At 72.0% G+C, this 14,519-nt stretch carries 14 protein-coding genes and 2 pseudogenes; 10 read left to right on the top strand and 6 right to left on the bottom strand.

Going from position 1 to position 14,519, the window contains the following annotated elements; all coding sequences use genetic code 11:
- Positions 1-17 precede the first annotated feature (17 nt).
- The 3 genes from ACGF8A_RS04465 to fabF all read left to right on the top strand — a co-directional run bounded on the left by ACGF8A_RS04465 (position 18) and on the right by fabF (position 2,735).
- The gene (locus ACGF8A_RS04465) at positions 18-1,049 is read left to right on the top strand and encodes a ketoacyl-ACP synthase III (protein WP_393104124.1); all 1,032 of its coding nucleotides are present in this window, start codon (positions 18-20) and stop codon (positions 1,047-1,049) included.
- 81 nt (positions 1,050-1,130) lie between these two features.
- Positions 1,131-1,379, top strand: a complete 249-nt coding sequence (locus tag ACGF8A_RS04460) for an acyl carrier protein (RefSeq protein WP_181659766.1) — start codon at positions 1,131-1,133, stop codon at positions 1,377-1,379.
- A gap of 84 nt (positions 1,380-1,463) precedes the next feature.
- The gene (gene fabF / locus ACGF8A_RS04455) at positions 1,464-2,735 is read left to right on the top strand and encodes a beta-ketoacyl-ACP synthase II (protein WP_393104122.1); all 1,272 of its coding nucleotides are present in this window, start codon (positions 1,464-1,466) and stop codon (positions 2,733-2,735) included.
- Positions 2,736-2,832: 97 nt separating this feature from the next.
- On the opposite strand, the gene ACGF8A_RS04450 is transcribed toward fabF, so the two are convergent.
- Positions 2,833-3,327 carry a DUF3145 domain-containing protein gene (locus tag ACGF8A_RS04450; RefSeq protein ID WP_393104120.1) on the bottom strand — a complete coding sequence of 165 codons (495 nt, stop codon included), beginning with the start codon at positions 3,325-3,327 and terminating at the stop codon, positions 2,833-2,835.
- Positions 3,328-3,574: 247 nt separating this feature from the next.
- Here ACGF8A_RS04450 and ACGF8A_RS04445 point away from each other — a divergent pair, with 247 nt between their 5' ends.
- Both ACGF8A_RS04445 and ACGF8A_RS04440 read left to right on the top strand, forming a co-directional pair.
- Positions 3,575-4,465 (top strand): SGNH/GDSL hydrolase family protein, encoded by an 891-nt coding sequence (locus tag ACGF8A_RS04445; protein WP_393104118.1) that lies wholly within the window; start codon positions 3,575-3,577, stop codon positions 4,463-4,465.
- A 10-nt stretch (positions 4,466-4,475) separates the two neighbouring features.
- Entirely contained in the window at positions 4,476-5,444 is a 969-nt protein-coding gene (locus tag ACGF8A_RS04440) for an aldose epimerase family protein (RefSeq protein ID WP_393104116.1), read from the top strand.
- Between the two features lie 80 nt (positions 5,445-5,524).
- Here the strand turns inward: ACGF8A_RS04440 and ACGF8A_RS04435 are convergent.
- A pseudogene (locus ACGF8A_RS04435) lies at positions 5,525-5,736 on the bottom strand (fibronectin type III-like domain-contianing protein); the annotation flags it as partial.
- A 169-nt stretch (positions 5,737-5,905) separates the two neighbouring features.
- Between ACGF8A_RS04435 and ACGF8A_RS04430 the strand changes: the two are divergent.
- Positions 5,906-7,153, top strand: a complete 1,248-nt coding sequence (locus ACGF8A_RS04430; RefSeq protein ID WP_393104114.1) for a pyroglutamyl peptidase — start codon at positions 5,906-5,908, stop codon at positions 7,151-7,153.
- Here the strand turns inward: ACGF8A_RS04430 and ACGF8A_RS04425 are convergent.
- Both ACGF8A_RS04425 and ACGF8A_RS04420 read right to left on the bottom strand, forming a co-directional pair.
- Positions 7,125-7,739, bottom strand: coding sequence for a LysE family translocator (locus ACGF8A_RS04425; protein WP_393104112.1), 615 nt, complete (start codon positions 7,737-7,739; stop codon positions 7,125-7,127). The genes ACGF8A_RS04430 and ACGF8A_RS04425 overlap by 29 nt on opposite strands.
- On the bottom strand, positions 7,736-8,530 hold the full coding sequence (locus ACGF8A_RS04420) for an EI24 domain-containing protein (protein WP_393104110.1): 795 nt from the start codon (positions 8,528-8,530) through the stop codon (positions 7,736-7,738). Before ACGF8A_RS04420 ends, ACGF8A_RS04425 begins: the two co-directional genes overlap by 4 nt.
- A 619-nt stretch (positions 8,531-9,149) precedes the next feature.
- On the opposite strand from ACGF8A_RS04420, the pseudogene ACGF8A_RS04415 reads away from it, so the two are divergent.
- Both ACGF8A_RS04415 and ACGF8A_RS04410 read left to right on the top strand, forming a co-directional pair.
- Positions 9,150-9,737, top strand: a pseudogene (locus tag ACGF8A_RS04415) (peptidase M28); the annotation flags it as partial.
- A gap of 11 nt (positions 9,738-9,748) precedes the next feature.
- Complete coding sequence (locus tag ACGF8A_RS04410) at positions 9,749-10,897, top strand: serine hydrolase domain-containing protein (protein WP_393104108.1); 1,149 nt, start codon at positions 9,749-9,751, stop codon at positions 10,895-10,897.
- 70 nt (positions 10,898-10,967) lie between these two features.
- Here the strand turns inward: ACGF8A_RS04410 and ACGF8A_RS04405 are convergent, their stop codons facing one another.
- Both ACGF8A_RS04405 and ACGF8A_RS04400 read right to left on the bottom strand, forming a co-directional pair.
- Positions 10,968-11,387: an organic hydroperoxide resistance protein gene (locus ACGF8A_RS04405; RefSeq protein ID WP_393104106.1), complete on the bottom strand. Its 420-nt coding sequence runs from the start codon at positions 11,385-11,387 to the stop codon at positions 10,968-10,970.
- Positions 11,388-12,037: 650 nt separating this feature from the next.
- Positions 12,038-13,060, bottom strand: coding sequence for an NADP-dependent oxidoreductase (locus ACGF8A_RS04400; protein WP_393104104.1), 1,023 nt, complete (start codon positions 13,058-13,060; stop codon positions 12,038-12,040).
- Between the two features lie 112 nt (positions 13,061-13,172).
- Here ACGF8A_RS04400 and ACGF8A_RS04395 point away from each other — a divergent pair, with 112 nt between their 5' ends.
- Together ACGF8A_RS04395 and ACGF8A_RS04390 are read left to right on the top strand one after the other, a co-directional pair.
- A complete protein-coding gene (locus ACGF8A_RS04395) occupies positions 13,173-13,613 on the top strand; it encodes a MarR family winged helix-turn-helix transcriptional regulator (protein ID WP_393104102.1) in 441 nt (146 codons plus the stop codon).
- A gap of 168 nt (positions 13,614-13,781) precedes the next feature.
- The gene (locus ACGF8A_RS04390) at positions 13,782-14,501 is read left to right on the top strand and encodes a class I SAM-dependent methyltransferase (RefSeq protein WP_393104100.1); all 720 of its coding nucleotides are present in this window, start codon (positions 13,782-13,784) and stop codon (positions 14,499-14,501) included.
- The last annotated feature ends 18 nt before the right edge of the window (positions 14,502-14,519 follow it).

The raw sequence follows: 14,519 nt of genomic DNA, 5'->3' as shown, positions 1-14,519 counted from the left end.
AAGGAGCCGACTGCAACATGTCGAAGATCAAGCCCAGCAAGGGTGCCCCGTACGCGCGGATCCTCGGCGTGGGCGGCTACCGGCCCACGCGGGTCGTGCCGAACGAGGTGATCCTCGAGACGATCGACTCGTCCGACGAGTGGATCCGTTCGCGCTCCGGCATCGAGACCCGGCACTGGGCGAACGACGAGGAGACCGTCGCCGCGATGTCGATCGAGGCGTCCGGCAAGGCGATCGCCGACGCCGGGATCTCCGCCGAGCAGATCGGTGCGGTGATCGTCTCGACCGTCACCCACTTCAAGCAGACGCCCGCCGTCGCCACCGAGATCGCCGACAAGCTGGGCACGGCGAAGGCCGCCGCCTTCGACATCTCGGCCGGCTGCGCGGGTTTCGGCTACGGCCTGACCCTCGCCAAAGGCATGATCGTCGAGGGCAGCGCCGAGTACGTGCTGGTCATCGGCGTCGAGCGGCTGAGCGATCTGACCGATCTGGAGGACCGCGCGACGGCCTTCCTGTTCGGCGACGGTGCCGGCGCCGTGGTCGTCGGCCCGTCGGCGGAGCCCGCGATCGGCCCCACGGTGTGGGGCTCCGAGGGCGACAAGTCGGAGACCATCAAGCAGACCGTGCCGTGGGACGAGTTCCGGGTCGGCGACGTCTCCCGGCTCCCGCTCGACAGCCAGGGCAACATCAAGTTCCCCGCCATCACGCAGGAGGGCCAGGCGGTGTTCCGCTGGGCCGTCTTCGAGATGGCGAAGGTCGCTCAGCAGGCGCTGGAGGTGGCCGGGATCAGCCCGGACGAACTGGACGTCTTCATTCCGCACCAGGCCAACGAGCGGATCATCGACTCGATGGTGAAGACACTCAAGCTGCCGGAGTCCGTCACGGTCGCCCGTGACGTACGCACCACCGGCAACACGTCGGCCGCCTCGATCCCGCTCGCGATGGAGCGGCTCCTGGCGACCGGCGAGGCGAAGAGCGGCGACACCGCGCTCGTCATCGGTTTCGGGGCGGGTCTCGTCTACGCAGCGACGGTCGTTACTCTCCCCTAGGCACTTCGTGCCGGATCTCGCCGGTCCGGCACGGAAGCAGCACCGCCACACCCTCTGGAACACTACGAAGGAGCGCCTGACATGGCCGCCACTCAGGAAGAGATCGTCGCCGGTCTCGCGGAGATCGTGAACGAGATCGCCGGGATCCCCACCGAGGACGTCCAGCTGGACAAGTCCTTCACCGACGACCTGGACGTCGACTCGCTGTCCATGGTCGAGGTCGTCGTCGCCGCCGAAGAGCGCTTCGACGTGAAGATCCCGGACGACGACGTCAAGAACCTCAAGACGGTGGGCGACGCGACCGAGTACATCCTCAAGCACCAGGCCTAAAGGCCCCTTGGGCCGGGTGTCCCCGGCCCCGCCACCCGGCGGTGGCGCCGCTGAATCCTCGTATCCGTTGGAGAAAGAATTCCCGTGAGCCCGACCAATCGCACCGTGGTCGTCACCGGTATCGGCGCAACCACACCGCTGGGTGGCGACGCAGCCTCTACCTGGGAGGGCCTGGTCGCCGGACGTTCCGGCGTCAAGCCCCTGGAGCAGGAGTGGGCCGCCGAACAGGCGGTCCGTATCGCCGCGCCGGTCGCGGTGGAGCCCACCGAGACCATCCCGCGGCCGCAGGCCCGCCGCCTCGACCGCTCGGCGCAGTTCGCGCTGATCGCCGCGCAGGAGGCGTGGGCCGACGCGGGCTTCACCGCCAAGGCCGGTGAGGGCGCCGAGGTCGACCCGGACCGGCTCGGCGCGGTCATCGCCTCCGGCATCGGCGGCGTGACGACCCTCCTCGACCAGTACGACGTGCTCAAGGAGAAGGGCGTACGCCGCGTCTCCCCGCACACCGTCCCCATGCTGATGCCGAACAGCCCCTCCGCGAACGTGGGTCTGGCCGTGGGCGCCCGGGCGGGCGTGCACACCCCGGTCTCCGCGTGCGCCTCGGGTGCCGAGGCCATCGGCTACGCCATCGAGATGATCCGCTCCGGCCGCGCCGACGTGGTCGTCGCCGGTGGTACGGAGGCGGCGATCCACCCGCTGCCGATCGCCGCGTTCGGCAACATGATGGCGATGTCCAAGAACAACGACGACCCGCAGGGCGCCTCGCGCCCCTACGACGTCGACCGCGACGGCTTCGTCCTCGGTGAGGGCGCCGGTGTCGTCGTCCTGGAGTCCGCCGAACACGCCGCCAAGCGCGGGGCGCGGGTGTACGCCGAGGCGGTCGGGCAGGGCATCTCCGCCGACAGCCACGACATCGTGCAGCCGGAGCCCGAGGGCCGCGGTATCGCGCACGCCCTGCAGAACCTGCTCGACCGGACCGACCTGGACCCGGCCGAGATCATGCACGTCAACGCGCACGCGACGTCGACGCCTGCCGGTGACATCGCCGAGCTGAAGGCGCTGCGGAAGGTGTTCGGCGACGACGCCGACCACATCGCGGTGTCCGCGACGAAGTCGATGACGGGGCATCTGCTGGGTGGTGCCGGAGGCGTCGAGACGGTCGCGACCGTGCTCGCGCTGTACCACCGGGTGGCCCCGCCCACCATCAACGTCGAGAACCTCGACCCCGAGGCCGAGGCGAACGCCGATGTGGTGCGGGGGGAGGCGCGGAAGCTTGCTGTCGAGGGCCGGATCGCCGCCCTCAACGACTCGTTCGGGTTCGGTGGCCACAACGTGGTGCTGGCGTTCCGTACGGTTTGATTCCTGCCTTACGGCGATGGCCCGAACCCCTGTCAGGGGGTTCGGGCCATCGCCGTTCCGGTGCGCGTGGTGTGCCGGGGCGTCACCTGAAGGCGTTTCAGACCACCTGGTGCAGCCAGCGGACCGGGGCGCCCTCGCCCGCGTAGCGGAAGGGCTCCAGCTCGTCGTCCCAGGGCTTGCCCAGGAGCTTGGCGATCTCCGCCTCCAGCCGCGTCTCGCCCTGCTGGGCGCGGACCAGGGCCGCGCGAAGGCGGTCCTCGGGGATGAGGATGTCGCCGTGGATGCCGGTGACGGCGTGGAAGATGCCCAGGTCGGGGGTGCAGCTGTAGCGCTCGCCCTCGGCCGTGGGGCAGGGTTCGGCGGTGACCTCGAAGCGCAGGAGGTGCCAGCCGCGCAGTGCCGAGGCGAGTTTGGACGCCGTGCCGGGCTCGCCCTGCCAGGAGAACTCCGAGCGCCAGGTGCCGGGCGCGGCCGGCTGCCGGATCCAGTCGAGGTTGACGCGCGTGCCGAGCACCCCGGCGACGGCCCACTCGACGTGCGGGCACAGCGCGCGCGGCGCGGAGTGCACGTACAGGACTCCACGTGTCGTCACCGGGACCTCCGGGCTGAGCGGGCGTGTTGCGGCTGGCAGGGCGGTCGTGGCCGGTCGGCCTCGTTGATGGCGAGGCTACCGTGCGGCGGCGCGAGGAGTGTGACGTACCGTCGGTCCCGGGGCCCGGAAGGGCCCGCCATTCACCCAGGGGGACGCTTGTACGGGCGTAACCCGTTGCCCAGCGCGCGGGCGGGGACCCTCCCGGTTGTCATGGAGGGGAGAAGGAGAGCGAGGGGGAAGGCGGACGATGCGCAGGACCGGACAGCGGGTGCGGACGACGGTGGCCGTGCTCACGGCGGCCGTGGTGGGACTGACCGGCTGCGCCGTGGTGGGCGGCGACCCGCCGGACGAGGCAGGCCTCGGACGTCAGCGGAAGGCGGCTCCGAAGGTGGTGTGGGACGCCAGTCCGGCCTCGATCGCCGCCGTCGGTGACTCCATCACCCGGGGGTTCAACACGTGCCTGGTGCTGTCGGACTGTCCGGAAGTGTCCTGGGCGACCGGCAGCAGCCCCGAGGTGCGAAGTCTCGCCGTGCGGCTGCTGGGCCCCGCGGGAGCCGCCACGCACAGCTGGAACCACGCGGTGAGCGGGACCCGGATGGCGGACCTCCCGGCTCAGATGGAGCGCGCGGCGGCGCGCCGTCCCGAGCTCGTCACGGTGATGACGGGGGCGAACGACGCCTGCCGGTCCTCGACGTCTGCGATGACGCCGGTCGACGACTTCCGCGCGGACTTCCAGGACGCGATGCGGACACTGCGTCGGACTCTGCCCAAGACTCAGGTGTATGTGGCGAGCATCCCGAACCTGATGCGGCTGTGGTCCGAGGGCCGTACGAATCCGCTGGGCAAACAGGTGTGGAAGCTGGGCATCTGCCCCACCATGCTGGGCGACGCGGACGCCCTGGACGCGGCGGCCGAACAGCGGCGCGCGACGGTGCAGCAGCGGGTGGAGGACTACAACGCGGTGCTGGCGGAGGTCTGCGGCGCCGACGACCGCTGCCGGTACGACGGCGGCGCGGTGTACGAGTACCGGTTCGGTACCGAGCAGTTGAGTCACTGGGACTGGTTCCACCCGAGCAGGAACGGCCAGGCGCGGCTGGCGGAGATCGCCTATCGGGAGGTCACCGGCAACAAGCCGTAAGGTCTCGCTCATGAGCGAACACTTCGGCACACTTTCCGACGGCACGGCCGTGCACCGCTGGACACTGGAGCGCGCGGGCGTACGGGTGCGGGTCCTTTCGTACGGCGGCATCGTGCAGTCGGTCCAGGTGCCGGACCGGGACGGGCGGACGGCGGACGTGGTGCTCGGGTTCGCGGGGCTGGACGGCTATCTGGAGCACCCCGGGCCCTATCTGGGCGCCCTGGTCGGGCGGTACGCCAACCGGATCGCGGGCGGCCGCTTCCCGCTCGACGGGCGGACGTACGCACTCGCGCAGAACGACGGACCGAACTCGCTGCACGGCGGTGAACGCGGTTTCGACAAGCGGGTGTGGGAGGCGACGCCCGTCGAGCACGGCGTGCGGCTCAGCCGGGTCAGCCCGCACGGCGAGGAGGGTTTCCCGGGGCGGCTGAAGGTCACGGCGACCTACCGCCTCGACGCCACCGGGGCGCTGCGGATCGCATACGAGGCGGAGACCGACGCGCCGACCGTGGTGAACCTGACGAACCACGCGTACTGGAACCTGAGCGGGTCGGGCAGCGCGAGCGGGCACGAGCTGCGGATCGACGCCGGGCGGTACACGCCGGTGGACGGCGCCTCGATCCCGACGGGGATCGATCCGGTCGAGGGGACCCGGTACGACTTCCGGGCGGCCCGCAAGACCGCCTCCGGGTACGACCACAACTTCGTCCTCGACAAGGGTGTGACCGGCACGCCCGTCGAGGTGGCGGAGCTGTCCGACCCGGCCTCCGGCAGGGTGCTGACGATCTCGACCACCGAGCCGGGGCTCCAGCTGTACACCGCCGACCACCTCAGTGGCCCGTTCGCCCCCGGGGACGGCGTCGCGCTGGAGACGCAGCACTTCCCCGACTCGCCGAACCGTCCCCTGTTCCCGAGCACCGTGCTGCGGCCGGGTGAGGTCTTCCGCTCGGAGACGGTGTACGGCTTCTCGGCGCGCTGAGCCCCTTGCGTGCCCCTGAGCCCCGGTCCGGCCGTCAGGTCCCGGACCGGGGCTGCTCGGTGGGGACGAATCGCCCTGGATCAGACAGTAGCCGTCAGCGTGATCCTGCGGTCCGCGATCGAGCGGCCCACCCGGATCTCGTACGAACCCTTCACAAACGACCACGAGTGGCTCGTCTCGTCCCAGACCTCGAACACCCGGCGCGGAAGCTCGACGACGGCCTCGGCGCTCTCTCCCCGGGCCCCGCCTCGACGCCCGCGAAGCCGGCCGGCCAGTGCGCCGGGCGCTGCGCGCCGCCGGACCCGGAGCCGGTGGACATGCCCGGGGCGTTCCGCGACTTCCTGACGTTGCTGGGCGAGGAATGACGCCCGTGGGGTCACACACCATGGCGTGCACCACTTCCGTCACGGGATACTGCGGCCGTTCCCGCACCCCACTGCGACGGAAGGACCCCAGCCCCCGTGAAATCCCTATGTGTTCGCATCGGCGTACTCGGTCTCGCCCTGGTGGCCTGGCTCGCGGCCCCCACCACCGCATCGGCGGGCACGGCGGTCACCGTCGAGGAGCAGCGGCTGGAACGGGCCGCGCCGCAGGAGATACTCCGGCGGTCCGGATTCGGCACCGTGGCGCAGGAGTTCGCCGAGGCGCTGAACGGGGCCCGGTCGTACGCGCAGGCCCACCGGACCGTCGTACGGGACGGGGCGGCGCTGTGGCGGCGCGCGGTGGACCGGGCGCAGGGACGGGGGCCCGCCACGGGGGATCTCAGCCGGGACGACGACCGGCCGCTGTACTGGGCGCGGCTCGGGATGACCCGGGAAGTGCGCGGCTGGGAACCGGCGTTCGGGCTCGGTGAGCGGCAGCGGACGGCACTGCTGGAGGCGCTGGAGCGGACCTCGCGCGGACAGAGCGACATCGCCTACCCCCCGCGCGGCAAGGGCGTGAAGCGGGTCCTGGTCACCGGGTTCGACCCGTTCACCCTGGACCGGGACGTGCGGATCTCCAATCCGTCCGGTGCCACCGCGCTCGCGCTCGACGGCACGGTGATCCGCACGGCGGACGGCCCGGCACGGGTGGAGACCGCCGTGTTCCCGGTGCGCTGGGCGGACTTCGCGGACGGGACGGTGGAGCGGACGCTGCGGCCCCACCTGCCGAAGGTCGACCTCTTCACCACCGTGAGTCAGGGCCGCGTCGGGCGGTTCGACATCGAGCGGACCAACGGGGCCTGGCGGGGCGGCTTCGCGGACAACGAGAACATCGGCCGGACGGAGACCGTCCCGGTCGCCGACCCGGCCTCGCAGCCGCAGTGGACGTCGACGACGCTGCCGTACGCGGCGATCGTGGCGGCCGCCGGCGGCCGCTTCCCCGTGTACGACAACACCTCCGTGACCGAGATCCCGGCGGGCGGCACCCAGCCGGTCGTGCGGCCGGACGGGCCGAGTCCCGGGTCCACGGCGCGCGCCGGGGGCGGCGGGGACTACCTCTCCAACGAGATCGCCTACCGGGCGACGCTGCTGCGGGACCGGCTCGGGCTGCACGGCACCCTGCCGGGCGGGCATGTGCACACGCCGGTACTGCAGTTCGCGGCGGGCAACACGACGGAGGTCACCGACCCCGAGTTCGTCCGCAACCGGCTCGACATCGTGGCGCAGGTACGGGCGATCGTGACCGTCGCCCTCGACGCTAGTGCGACGGGGCGAACGCGAGGCTGACGCCGAGGCCGGCCAGGGCGGCTCCGATCACCTTGTTGAGGACCCTCTGGCCGCGCAGCATCAGGGTGCGCATCCGGTCCTGCGAGAAGAAGACGGCGACGACGCCGAACCACAGCAGGTGGGCCAGCGACATGAACAGGCCGTAGCCCACCTGCTGGGGGACCGGCGTGCCGGGGCCGACGACCTGGGCGAAGGTCGAGACGACGAACAGGGTCGTCTTCGGGTTGAGGACGTTGGTGAGGAAGCCCGCACGCAGGGCCGCGAGGGGGGTCAGGCCGCCGCCGTGCTCCAGGTCGACCCGGAGCTCGCCCCGCGTGCGGAAGGTGCGCACGCCGATGTACACGAGGTAGGCGGCGCCGACCAGCTTGACGACCGTGAAGAGGACGGTGGACGAGGCGATCAGCAGGCCGACGCCGAGCATCGTGTAGGTGACGTGCACCAGGACCCCGGCGGCGACGCCCACCGCCCCGAGCAGGCCGGTGCGGCGGCCGTGCAGGTAGCTGTTGCGGACGACCATCGCGAAGTCGGCGCCGGGGGCGATCACCGCGAGGACGGTGATGACGGCGACGGCGAGTACCTCGGTCACCGGGTGACCTCCCGGTGACCGCCCTCCTTCAGGTCCCCCTCGGAGGTCTCCTCGCCGCGCAGGTCGCGGGCGAGCAGCGTGGCGCCCGCGACCGCGCCCGGCATCAGGAAGACGGCGACGAAGGGGACGAGGAAGGCGAGGCCGAGCGGTGTGCCGAAGCCCCAGATCAGGGTCTTGCGGGAGCGCAGCAGGGCGAGCCGGTCGCGCAGTTCCACGCCACGGCGCTGAAGGGCGACGGAGGTGAGTTCCTCGGTGAGGAAGAAGCCGGTGACGAAGACGCCGAGCACGGGCACGAGGGTCTGGCCGGCCACCGGGACGAGGCCCAGGGCGAAGAGCAGCACGCCCCACACGGCCGCACGGGCCAGGACGCGAAGGCTGTCACGTGCCGAGATCCACAGCTCTCTGTGCAGGGGCAGGCCGGAGACCGGCGCGGTGCCGTCCGGGGAGACGTCACGGTCGACGGACTCGGACAGCGCCTCGTAGAAGGGCTGGCCGATCAGCAGTGTGACGGCCGTGAAGGTGAGGACGGCCAGCAGCAGCGAGAGGGCGAAGAGCACGGCTGTCAGAAAGCCCCGGAACAGGCCGAGCCAGGGGCTCTGCCAGTCGTCGGCGAACGGCGTCGCCCAGCCGACGAAGCCCTCGCCCCACAGCGCCAGCGCCACCAGCGCCGCCGCGTAGAGGACGAGGGTGATCAGGCCCGGAAGCAGCCCGAAGCCGTACTGCTTGCCGTGCCGGGCCACCCATCGCTGGCCCTTCAGGAGATAGCTGAAACCCACCCCGAGATCACGCATGGGGAAACCCTATCGGGGCGTCCCCCACGGCCGTCACCCAGGCGTGACGGCCGGGCCGCCGCCGGGCCGCGGGCCCGCCGTGCGCCATCCGGGGCAACGCCGGGCATCGGCGACACCAAGAGACTCTTGTTGCGGTTGAGTCGAACAGGTACACCTCGCCGTACCGATCTCAGGAACCCCGGAGGAGGTACGCGTGCGCATCACGAGAACGACCTCTGCGAGACCTGTGCTGAGCGCCGCCCTGGCTCCCGGTACGGGCGGCTCACTGCTGCTGGCCGTCCCCGGCCCGGCCGGCGCGGACGACGACCCCGTGACCCGGGCCGAGGCGGAGAGCCCCGCACTCGACGCCCTCCCCGCCGGCTCCCCGGCGAGCACCGCCCGTCGGGCGTTCACCGAGCCCGTTCCCGATCTGTCGGACCCCTCGCGTGGCTACCCGCGCGAGCAGCAGTTGCCCCCGGACCCGGTGAACCCCGGCGACAAGTCCCTCAAGCTGGGCCTGACCCCGTACCACGCCGTCGTGCCGAAGCTGAACGCCCTGCAGCGCCTCGGCGACCGGGTGAGCGTCGGGGTCGCGGGACGCTCGGCGGGCGGCCACCGGCTCTATCTCGTCACCGTGACGGTGTCGGCCGGGGTGCTGAACGCCTGCTTCGACTGGTCGGGGGTGAACGTGCTGTTCGTGTCGGCGGGTCCGGCGTACGGCGACCTGAACCCGGCCGCGCGGCAGGCGCTCGGCCGCTTCCTCGGCCGTCACGGCCTGGTCGGCCGGGGGGAGGCGGGGGCGGAGCTCAACGCCGCGGCCGGGCTGCTGCCGGTGAAGCCCGTCGCGGCTGACGCTGACGCCAACGGGGTGGTGCGGGTGGTGAACGCGGGCGGCCGGATCACCGGCGGAGCGCCGGAGCACTCCTTCGTCTACGCGCCGGCGTGGTTCACGGATCTCGGACGCGAGGTGCGTGTGGAACAGTCGTACGCGACCGGGAATCCGCTCGTGTCGGGGCACTGGCGGGCGTTGCCGGACGGCACCGGCGGGCCCGCCGCCGCGGCCGGACGGGCCTCGGTGATCAGCGGTCCGCGCGTGGTGCTCTTCGGTACGGAACCACTCTTCCGTGATCACCCCAAGGGGGAATTCGCTCAGGTCGGGAGGGCATTGTTCACCTTGGCGACCAGCTGGAACGGCACACACGCGAGCAGCGGACGGCCGGGGAGGTAGAGGAGATCGGGATGACGCAGGAGATCCACGGCACCGTCGCCGACGGCTACGAGGAGGTGCGCGCGGAGTTCGCCGCGTTCGTGGCACGGGAGCGGGCGGACCACGAGGGGCAGTTGTGCGCGTACGTGCACGGGCGGCGGGTCGTCGACCTGTGGGCGGGTCCGGACGGCGCCTCGGCCGATTCGCTGCACGGCGTCTTCTCGTCCACCAAGGGCGCCGCCCACCTCGTCGTCGCGCTGCTCGTCCAGGACGGCACGCTCGAACTGGACCGGAAGGTGACGTACTACTGGCCGGAGTTCGGGGCCGAGGGCAAGGGCGCGCTGACCCTGCGCGAGCTGCTCACGCACCGCGCCGGTCTGATCGGGCTGGACGGCGGGTTCACCGACGAGGAACTGGCGGACGACCGGATGATCGCCGAGCGGCTGGCGGACCAGCGGCCGTTCTGGCGTCCCGGCACGGCGTTCGGCTACCACGCGCTGGTGATGGGCGCGCTCGCCGGTGAGGTGGTACGGCGGGCCACCGGCCGTACTCTCCAGGAGGTGTACGAGGAGCGGGTGCGCGCCCCTTACGGACTGGACTTCTACCTCGGGCTGCCCGCCGCCGAGGAGGCCCGCTTCCGGCCGGTGCAGCCGATGCTGCCGACGTCCGAGCAGCAGGCGGTGCTGGACGCCCGGCCGGCCGGCCCGCACACGCTCACGGCGATCGCGTTCAACACGCATGTGGGCGAGCCGGGCGAGCTGGTGGACCACGCCAACTCCCGCCTGGTGCGCGCCAAGGGCCCGGCGTCGGCGGGCGGCGTCGCCTCCGCGCGCGGGCTCGCCGGGATGTACGCGGCGGCGATCAGCGAGGTGGCCGGGCGGCCGCCACTGCTGAAACCGGACACGGTCGCCGAGGTGGGGCAGATCCACTCCGTCGGCCACGACCTGGTGGCGCGGGCCCACAAGGCGTACGGGCTCGGTTTCCAGGCGACGGCCGAGAACTGGTACCCGTTCCTCGGCGCGGGCGCCTTCGGGCACAGCGGCGCCGGCGGTTCGCAGGCCTTCGCCGATCCGCGCAGCGGGCTGACGTACGGCTACACACGGCGGCGCTGCGCGTTTCCGGGTGGGGCGGCGCCGGAGAACGAGCGGTTCGTGCGGGCGGTGCACAGGGCCGCCGTGTGAGCGCGAGCCATGGGCGAAGGCCGCACCCCACGTCCAGGGGTGCGGCCTTCGCCGTGCGCAACGAGCACCGTCAGACGAGCGTCACGGTGATGTTGCCGCGGATCGCCTTCGAGTACGGGCAGACCTGGTGGGCCTTCTCGACCAGCGCCTTCGCGGTGGTCTCGTCGACGTTCGGGATCTCCGCCGAGATCTCGACGATGATCCCGAAGCCGTCGTCGTTCTTGCCGATGCCGACCTTCGCGGTGACGGTCGAGCCGGAGATGTCGGCGTTCTCCTGGCGGGCGGCCACGCTGAGGGCGCCCTGGAAGCAGGCGCTGTAGCCGGCGGCGAACAGCTGCTCCGGGTTGGTGCCGGAACCGCTGCCGCCCATCTCCTTCGGCGGGTTCACGACGACGTCGAGCTTGCCGTCGTCGGTGGCGACCCGGCCGTCGCGGCCGCCCTGGGCGGTGGCGACGGCGGTGTACAGGACGTCGGACTGCTGGATGGGCATGCGGTGGTCTTCCTCCCTGGTTCCATCCGGGACTCGCGCCCACGATCCCGGATGATTTCGGAAAGAAGTTACCGCATACCGGAAAGCCAAGAAAGGGCGAGCCGGCTCGGGAACCACGAACGCCGCACCCGCACCGGCGGGCGCGGCGGAGCACGGACGCCCCGAACTACCGCGTGCCACCGGCCCGTTGCCCGTGGACCGCGACACCCTGCACCCGGTGGGCACCGGCCGCGCCGACCCGTGGGCGCCCCGGGCCGGCGCGCGGGAGCTGAGGGTGTCGCCGTACCACCCGGCACGCGCACGCAGCTCGCGCCGGGGCGCCGCCCGTGCGCGGCAGGCTTCCGCCGGTCGTGCTCTCCCCCGGCTTCACCGTCGGCCGCTATACCCTGACGGCCGGCCGAGGACCTGGCGAGCCGGGGGCATGTGGTACTCCCGGACCGAGGGCCGGCCGCGCCCGGACGGCTGGAAGCGCCGGCCGACCGTGGCCGGTTCGGGGCCACGCGCGCCTGTGCGGGGGCCTTCCTCGGCCTCCACCCGAAAGGCACCGCCCAACCGCTGCTGCACGGCCCGTCGCCGGAGCACCCCGACGTGGGCTTGCGCAGGTGACCGCCGGGCCACCGGGGCCGCCCCGGCGCGGGTGTGCCCCCCGTTCAGAGCTTGACGATCATCTTTCCGGAGTTGTCCCCGCGCAGGACGCCGAGGAAGGCCTCCAGGTGGTTGTCGATGCCCTCGACGACGGTCTCGCGGTACTTGAGGGCGCCCGAGGCGGCCCAGGGGCCGACCTCCTGGACGAACTGGGGCTGGAGGTCGTAGTGGTCGCCGACCAGGAAGCCCTCGATGCGGCCGCGGGTCTGGATGAGGCGGGCGAGGTTCCTCGGGCCGGGCGCGGGCTCGGTGTTGTTGTAGACCGAGATCATGCCGCAGATCGCGATGCGCCCGTCCCGGTTCAGGGAGCCGATCGCGGCCTCCAGGTGGTCGCCTCCGACGTTGTCGAAGTAGACGTCGACGCCGTCGGGGGCGGCGGCGCGCAGCTGCTCGCTCACCGGCCCGGCCTTGTAGTTGAAGGCCGCGTCGAAGCCGTACTCCTCGGTCAGCAGCTTGACCTTCTCGTCGGACCCGGCGGAGCCGATGACCCGGGAGGCGCCCTTGAGCTTCGCGATCTGCCCGACCTGGCTGCCGACGGCACCGGCGGCCCCGGAGACGAACACCACGTCGCCCTCCTTGAAGGCGGCGGTGCGCAGCAGACCGGCGTACGCGGTGAGCCCGGTCATGCCGAGGACGCCGAGGTACGTCGACAGGGGCGCGGCCTGCGGGTCGACCTTGACGGCGTTCCCGGCGTCGACGGCGGCGTACTCGCGCCAGCCGGAGAAGTGCAGGACGTGGTCGCCGGCGGATACGCCCTCGGCGCGGGACGCGACGACCTCGCCGACGGCGCCGCCCTGCATGGCCTTGCCCAGTTCGAAGGGCGCGACGTAGGACTTGGCGGCGCTCATGCGTCCGCGCATGTAGGGGTCGACGGAGGCGTACACGTTCCGGACCAGGACCTGGCCCTCTTCCGGGGCGGGCATCGGAGCCTCGACCAGGGCGAAGTCCTCCGGCCGGGGCCAGCCGACGGGGCGGCGGAGCAGGTGCCATTCGCGGTTGACGGCGGGGAGGGCGGGGGTGTCGGTCATGGGGGGCACCTTTCCTCGTGTTCCTCGGGTTCCACTGCTAATACTTCAGTACCTGAAACAACGATGCGCCGTAACATTTCATGCTGTCAAGTAACCGGGTACCCTGGACGCCATGGCCACACCTCGCACCACCCGCCCCGACGCGCTGACCATGGAAGTCGTCGACCTGATCGGCTCGGTGGTGGCCCGGTACCACGAGGAGTACGAGGAGGCGGCCGCCGAGCACGCCCTGACCGGCGCCCAGGCGAGACTGCTCAGCCTGCTCTCCCTGGAGCCGCTCCCCATGCGCAAGCTGGCCCACCGGCTCAAGTGCGAGCCGTCCAACGTCACCGGCATCGTCGACCGCCTCGAATCGCGGGGCCTGGCCGAGCGCCGCCCGGACCCGGCCGACCGCCGGGTGAAGCTGGCGGCGGCGACGGACGAGGGCCACCGGGTGGCCCGCAGCCTGCGCGAGTCGCTGCGCTTCGCCCGCGAGCCGCTGGCGGGGCTGAGCGAGGGAGAACGGCGGACACTGCGGGACCTGCTTCAGCGGATGGTGGCGGTGGAGGGCTAGCGTCCGTCGTCCGGACCACGCCGGCGTCACGGGGGCCGGACACCGGTTCCGCGCGGCACCGGGAGCCTGCGCCGCGGGGCCGGGGCATCACGCCTTCCGGGTGGCGGCGGGCGCGAACCGCCGCACGGGTCCTGGGCCGCGGGCGCCGCAGGTCCTTAGCCTCGGCCCATGGCGACCCTGTGGGACCTCATGCGCGACTGCATCCCCGACGACCACGCCCGCCAGGTGACGTCCCGTTACTACCTGGACGAGGTCATGACCTCGCCGGGCGCGCCGGACCGGGTGGTCGACCTGGGGTGCGGGCGGGGCGCGTCCGTCGCGCTCTTCCGCAGGCACGATCCGAAGGTGCGGTGGGTCGGGGTCGACATCCGGGACTCCCCGGAGGCCAGGCAGCACCGGCCGAACGGTGATCCGCTGGTCCACTTCGACGGGGTCCGCCTGCCGTTCCGCTCGGAGACCGTGCCGCTGATCTACTCCCACCAGGTCTTCGAGCACGTCTCGCGCCCGCGTGAGCTGCTGGCCGAGATCGGCCGGGTGCTGCGGCCGGGCGGGCTGTTCATCGGCAGCACCTCCCAGTTCGAGCCGTACCACTCCTTCAGCCTGTGGAACTACACGCCGTACGGGTTCCGGATGCTCGTCGAGGAGGCCGGGCTCGCCCTGCGGGAGATCCGGCCGTCCCTGGACGGGGTGACGCTGATCATGCGGTCCTACGGAGACAAACGGAAGCAGGAGTACGGGCGGTACTGGAACGAGGAGTCGCCGCTCAACGCCGAGATCGACAGCTGGGCGCGGCAGACCGGGCGGCGGACGGCACTGGTCAACCTGCGCAAGCTGACGTTCTGCGGCCAGTTCGTCTTCCGGGTCGCCAAACCCGGGCACCGGGCCTGACCTCCGGGGGTCAGACCC

This window comes from Streptomyces sp. NPDC047706, from assembly GCF_043204795.1.
GTDB lineage: Bacteria > Actinomycetota > Actinomycetes > Streptomycetales > Streptomycetaceae > Streptomyces.
This window is presented reverse-complemented; position numbering and strand designations above follow the sequence as displayed.

Bases quoted from the DNA above. Each gene is read 5' to 3' on its own strand.
- ACGF8A_RS04465 (WP_393104124.1), top strand. From the start codon at position 18: ATGTCGAAGATCAAGCCCAGCAAGGGTGCCCCGTACGCGCGGATCCTC.
- ACGF8A_RS04400 (WP_393104104.1), bottom strand. From the start codon at position 13,060: ATGACCGACACCCCCGCCCTCCCCGCCGTCAACCGCGAATGGCACCTG.
- ACGF8A_RS04460 (WP_181659766.1), top strand. From the start codon at position 1,131: ATGGCCGCCACTCAGGAAGAGATCGTCGCCGGTCTCGCGGAGATCGTG.
- ACGF8A_RS04405 (WP_393104106.1), bottom strand. From the start codon at position 11,387: ATGCCCATCCAGCAGTCCGACGTCCTGTACACCGCCGTCGCCACCGCC.
- ACGF8A_RS04395 (WP_393104102.1), top strand. From the start codon at position 13,173: ATGGCCACACCTCGCACCACCCGCCCCGACGCGCTGACCATGGAAGTC.
- ACGF8A_RS04410 (WP_393104108.1), top strand. From the start codon at position 9,749: ATGACGCAGGAGATCCACGGCACCGTCGCCGACGGCTACGAGGAGGTG.
- ACGF8A_RS04390 (WP_393104100.1), top strand. From the start codon at position 13,782: ATGGCGACCCTGTGGGACCTCATGCGCGACTGCATCCCCGACGACCAC.
- ACGF8A_RS04420 (WP_393104110.1), bottom strand. From the start codon at position 8,530: ATGCGTGATCTCGGGGTGGGTTTCAGCTATCTCCTGAAGGGCCAGCGA.
- ACGF8A_RS04440 (WP_393104116.1), top strand. From the start codon at position 4,476: ATGAGCGAACACTTCGGCACACTTTCCGACGGCACGGCCGTGCACCGC.
- ACGF8A_RS04445 (WP_393104118.1), top strand. From the start codon at position 3,575: ATGCGCAGGACCGGACAGCGGGTGCGGACGACGGTGGCCGTGCTCACG.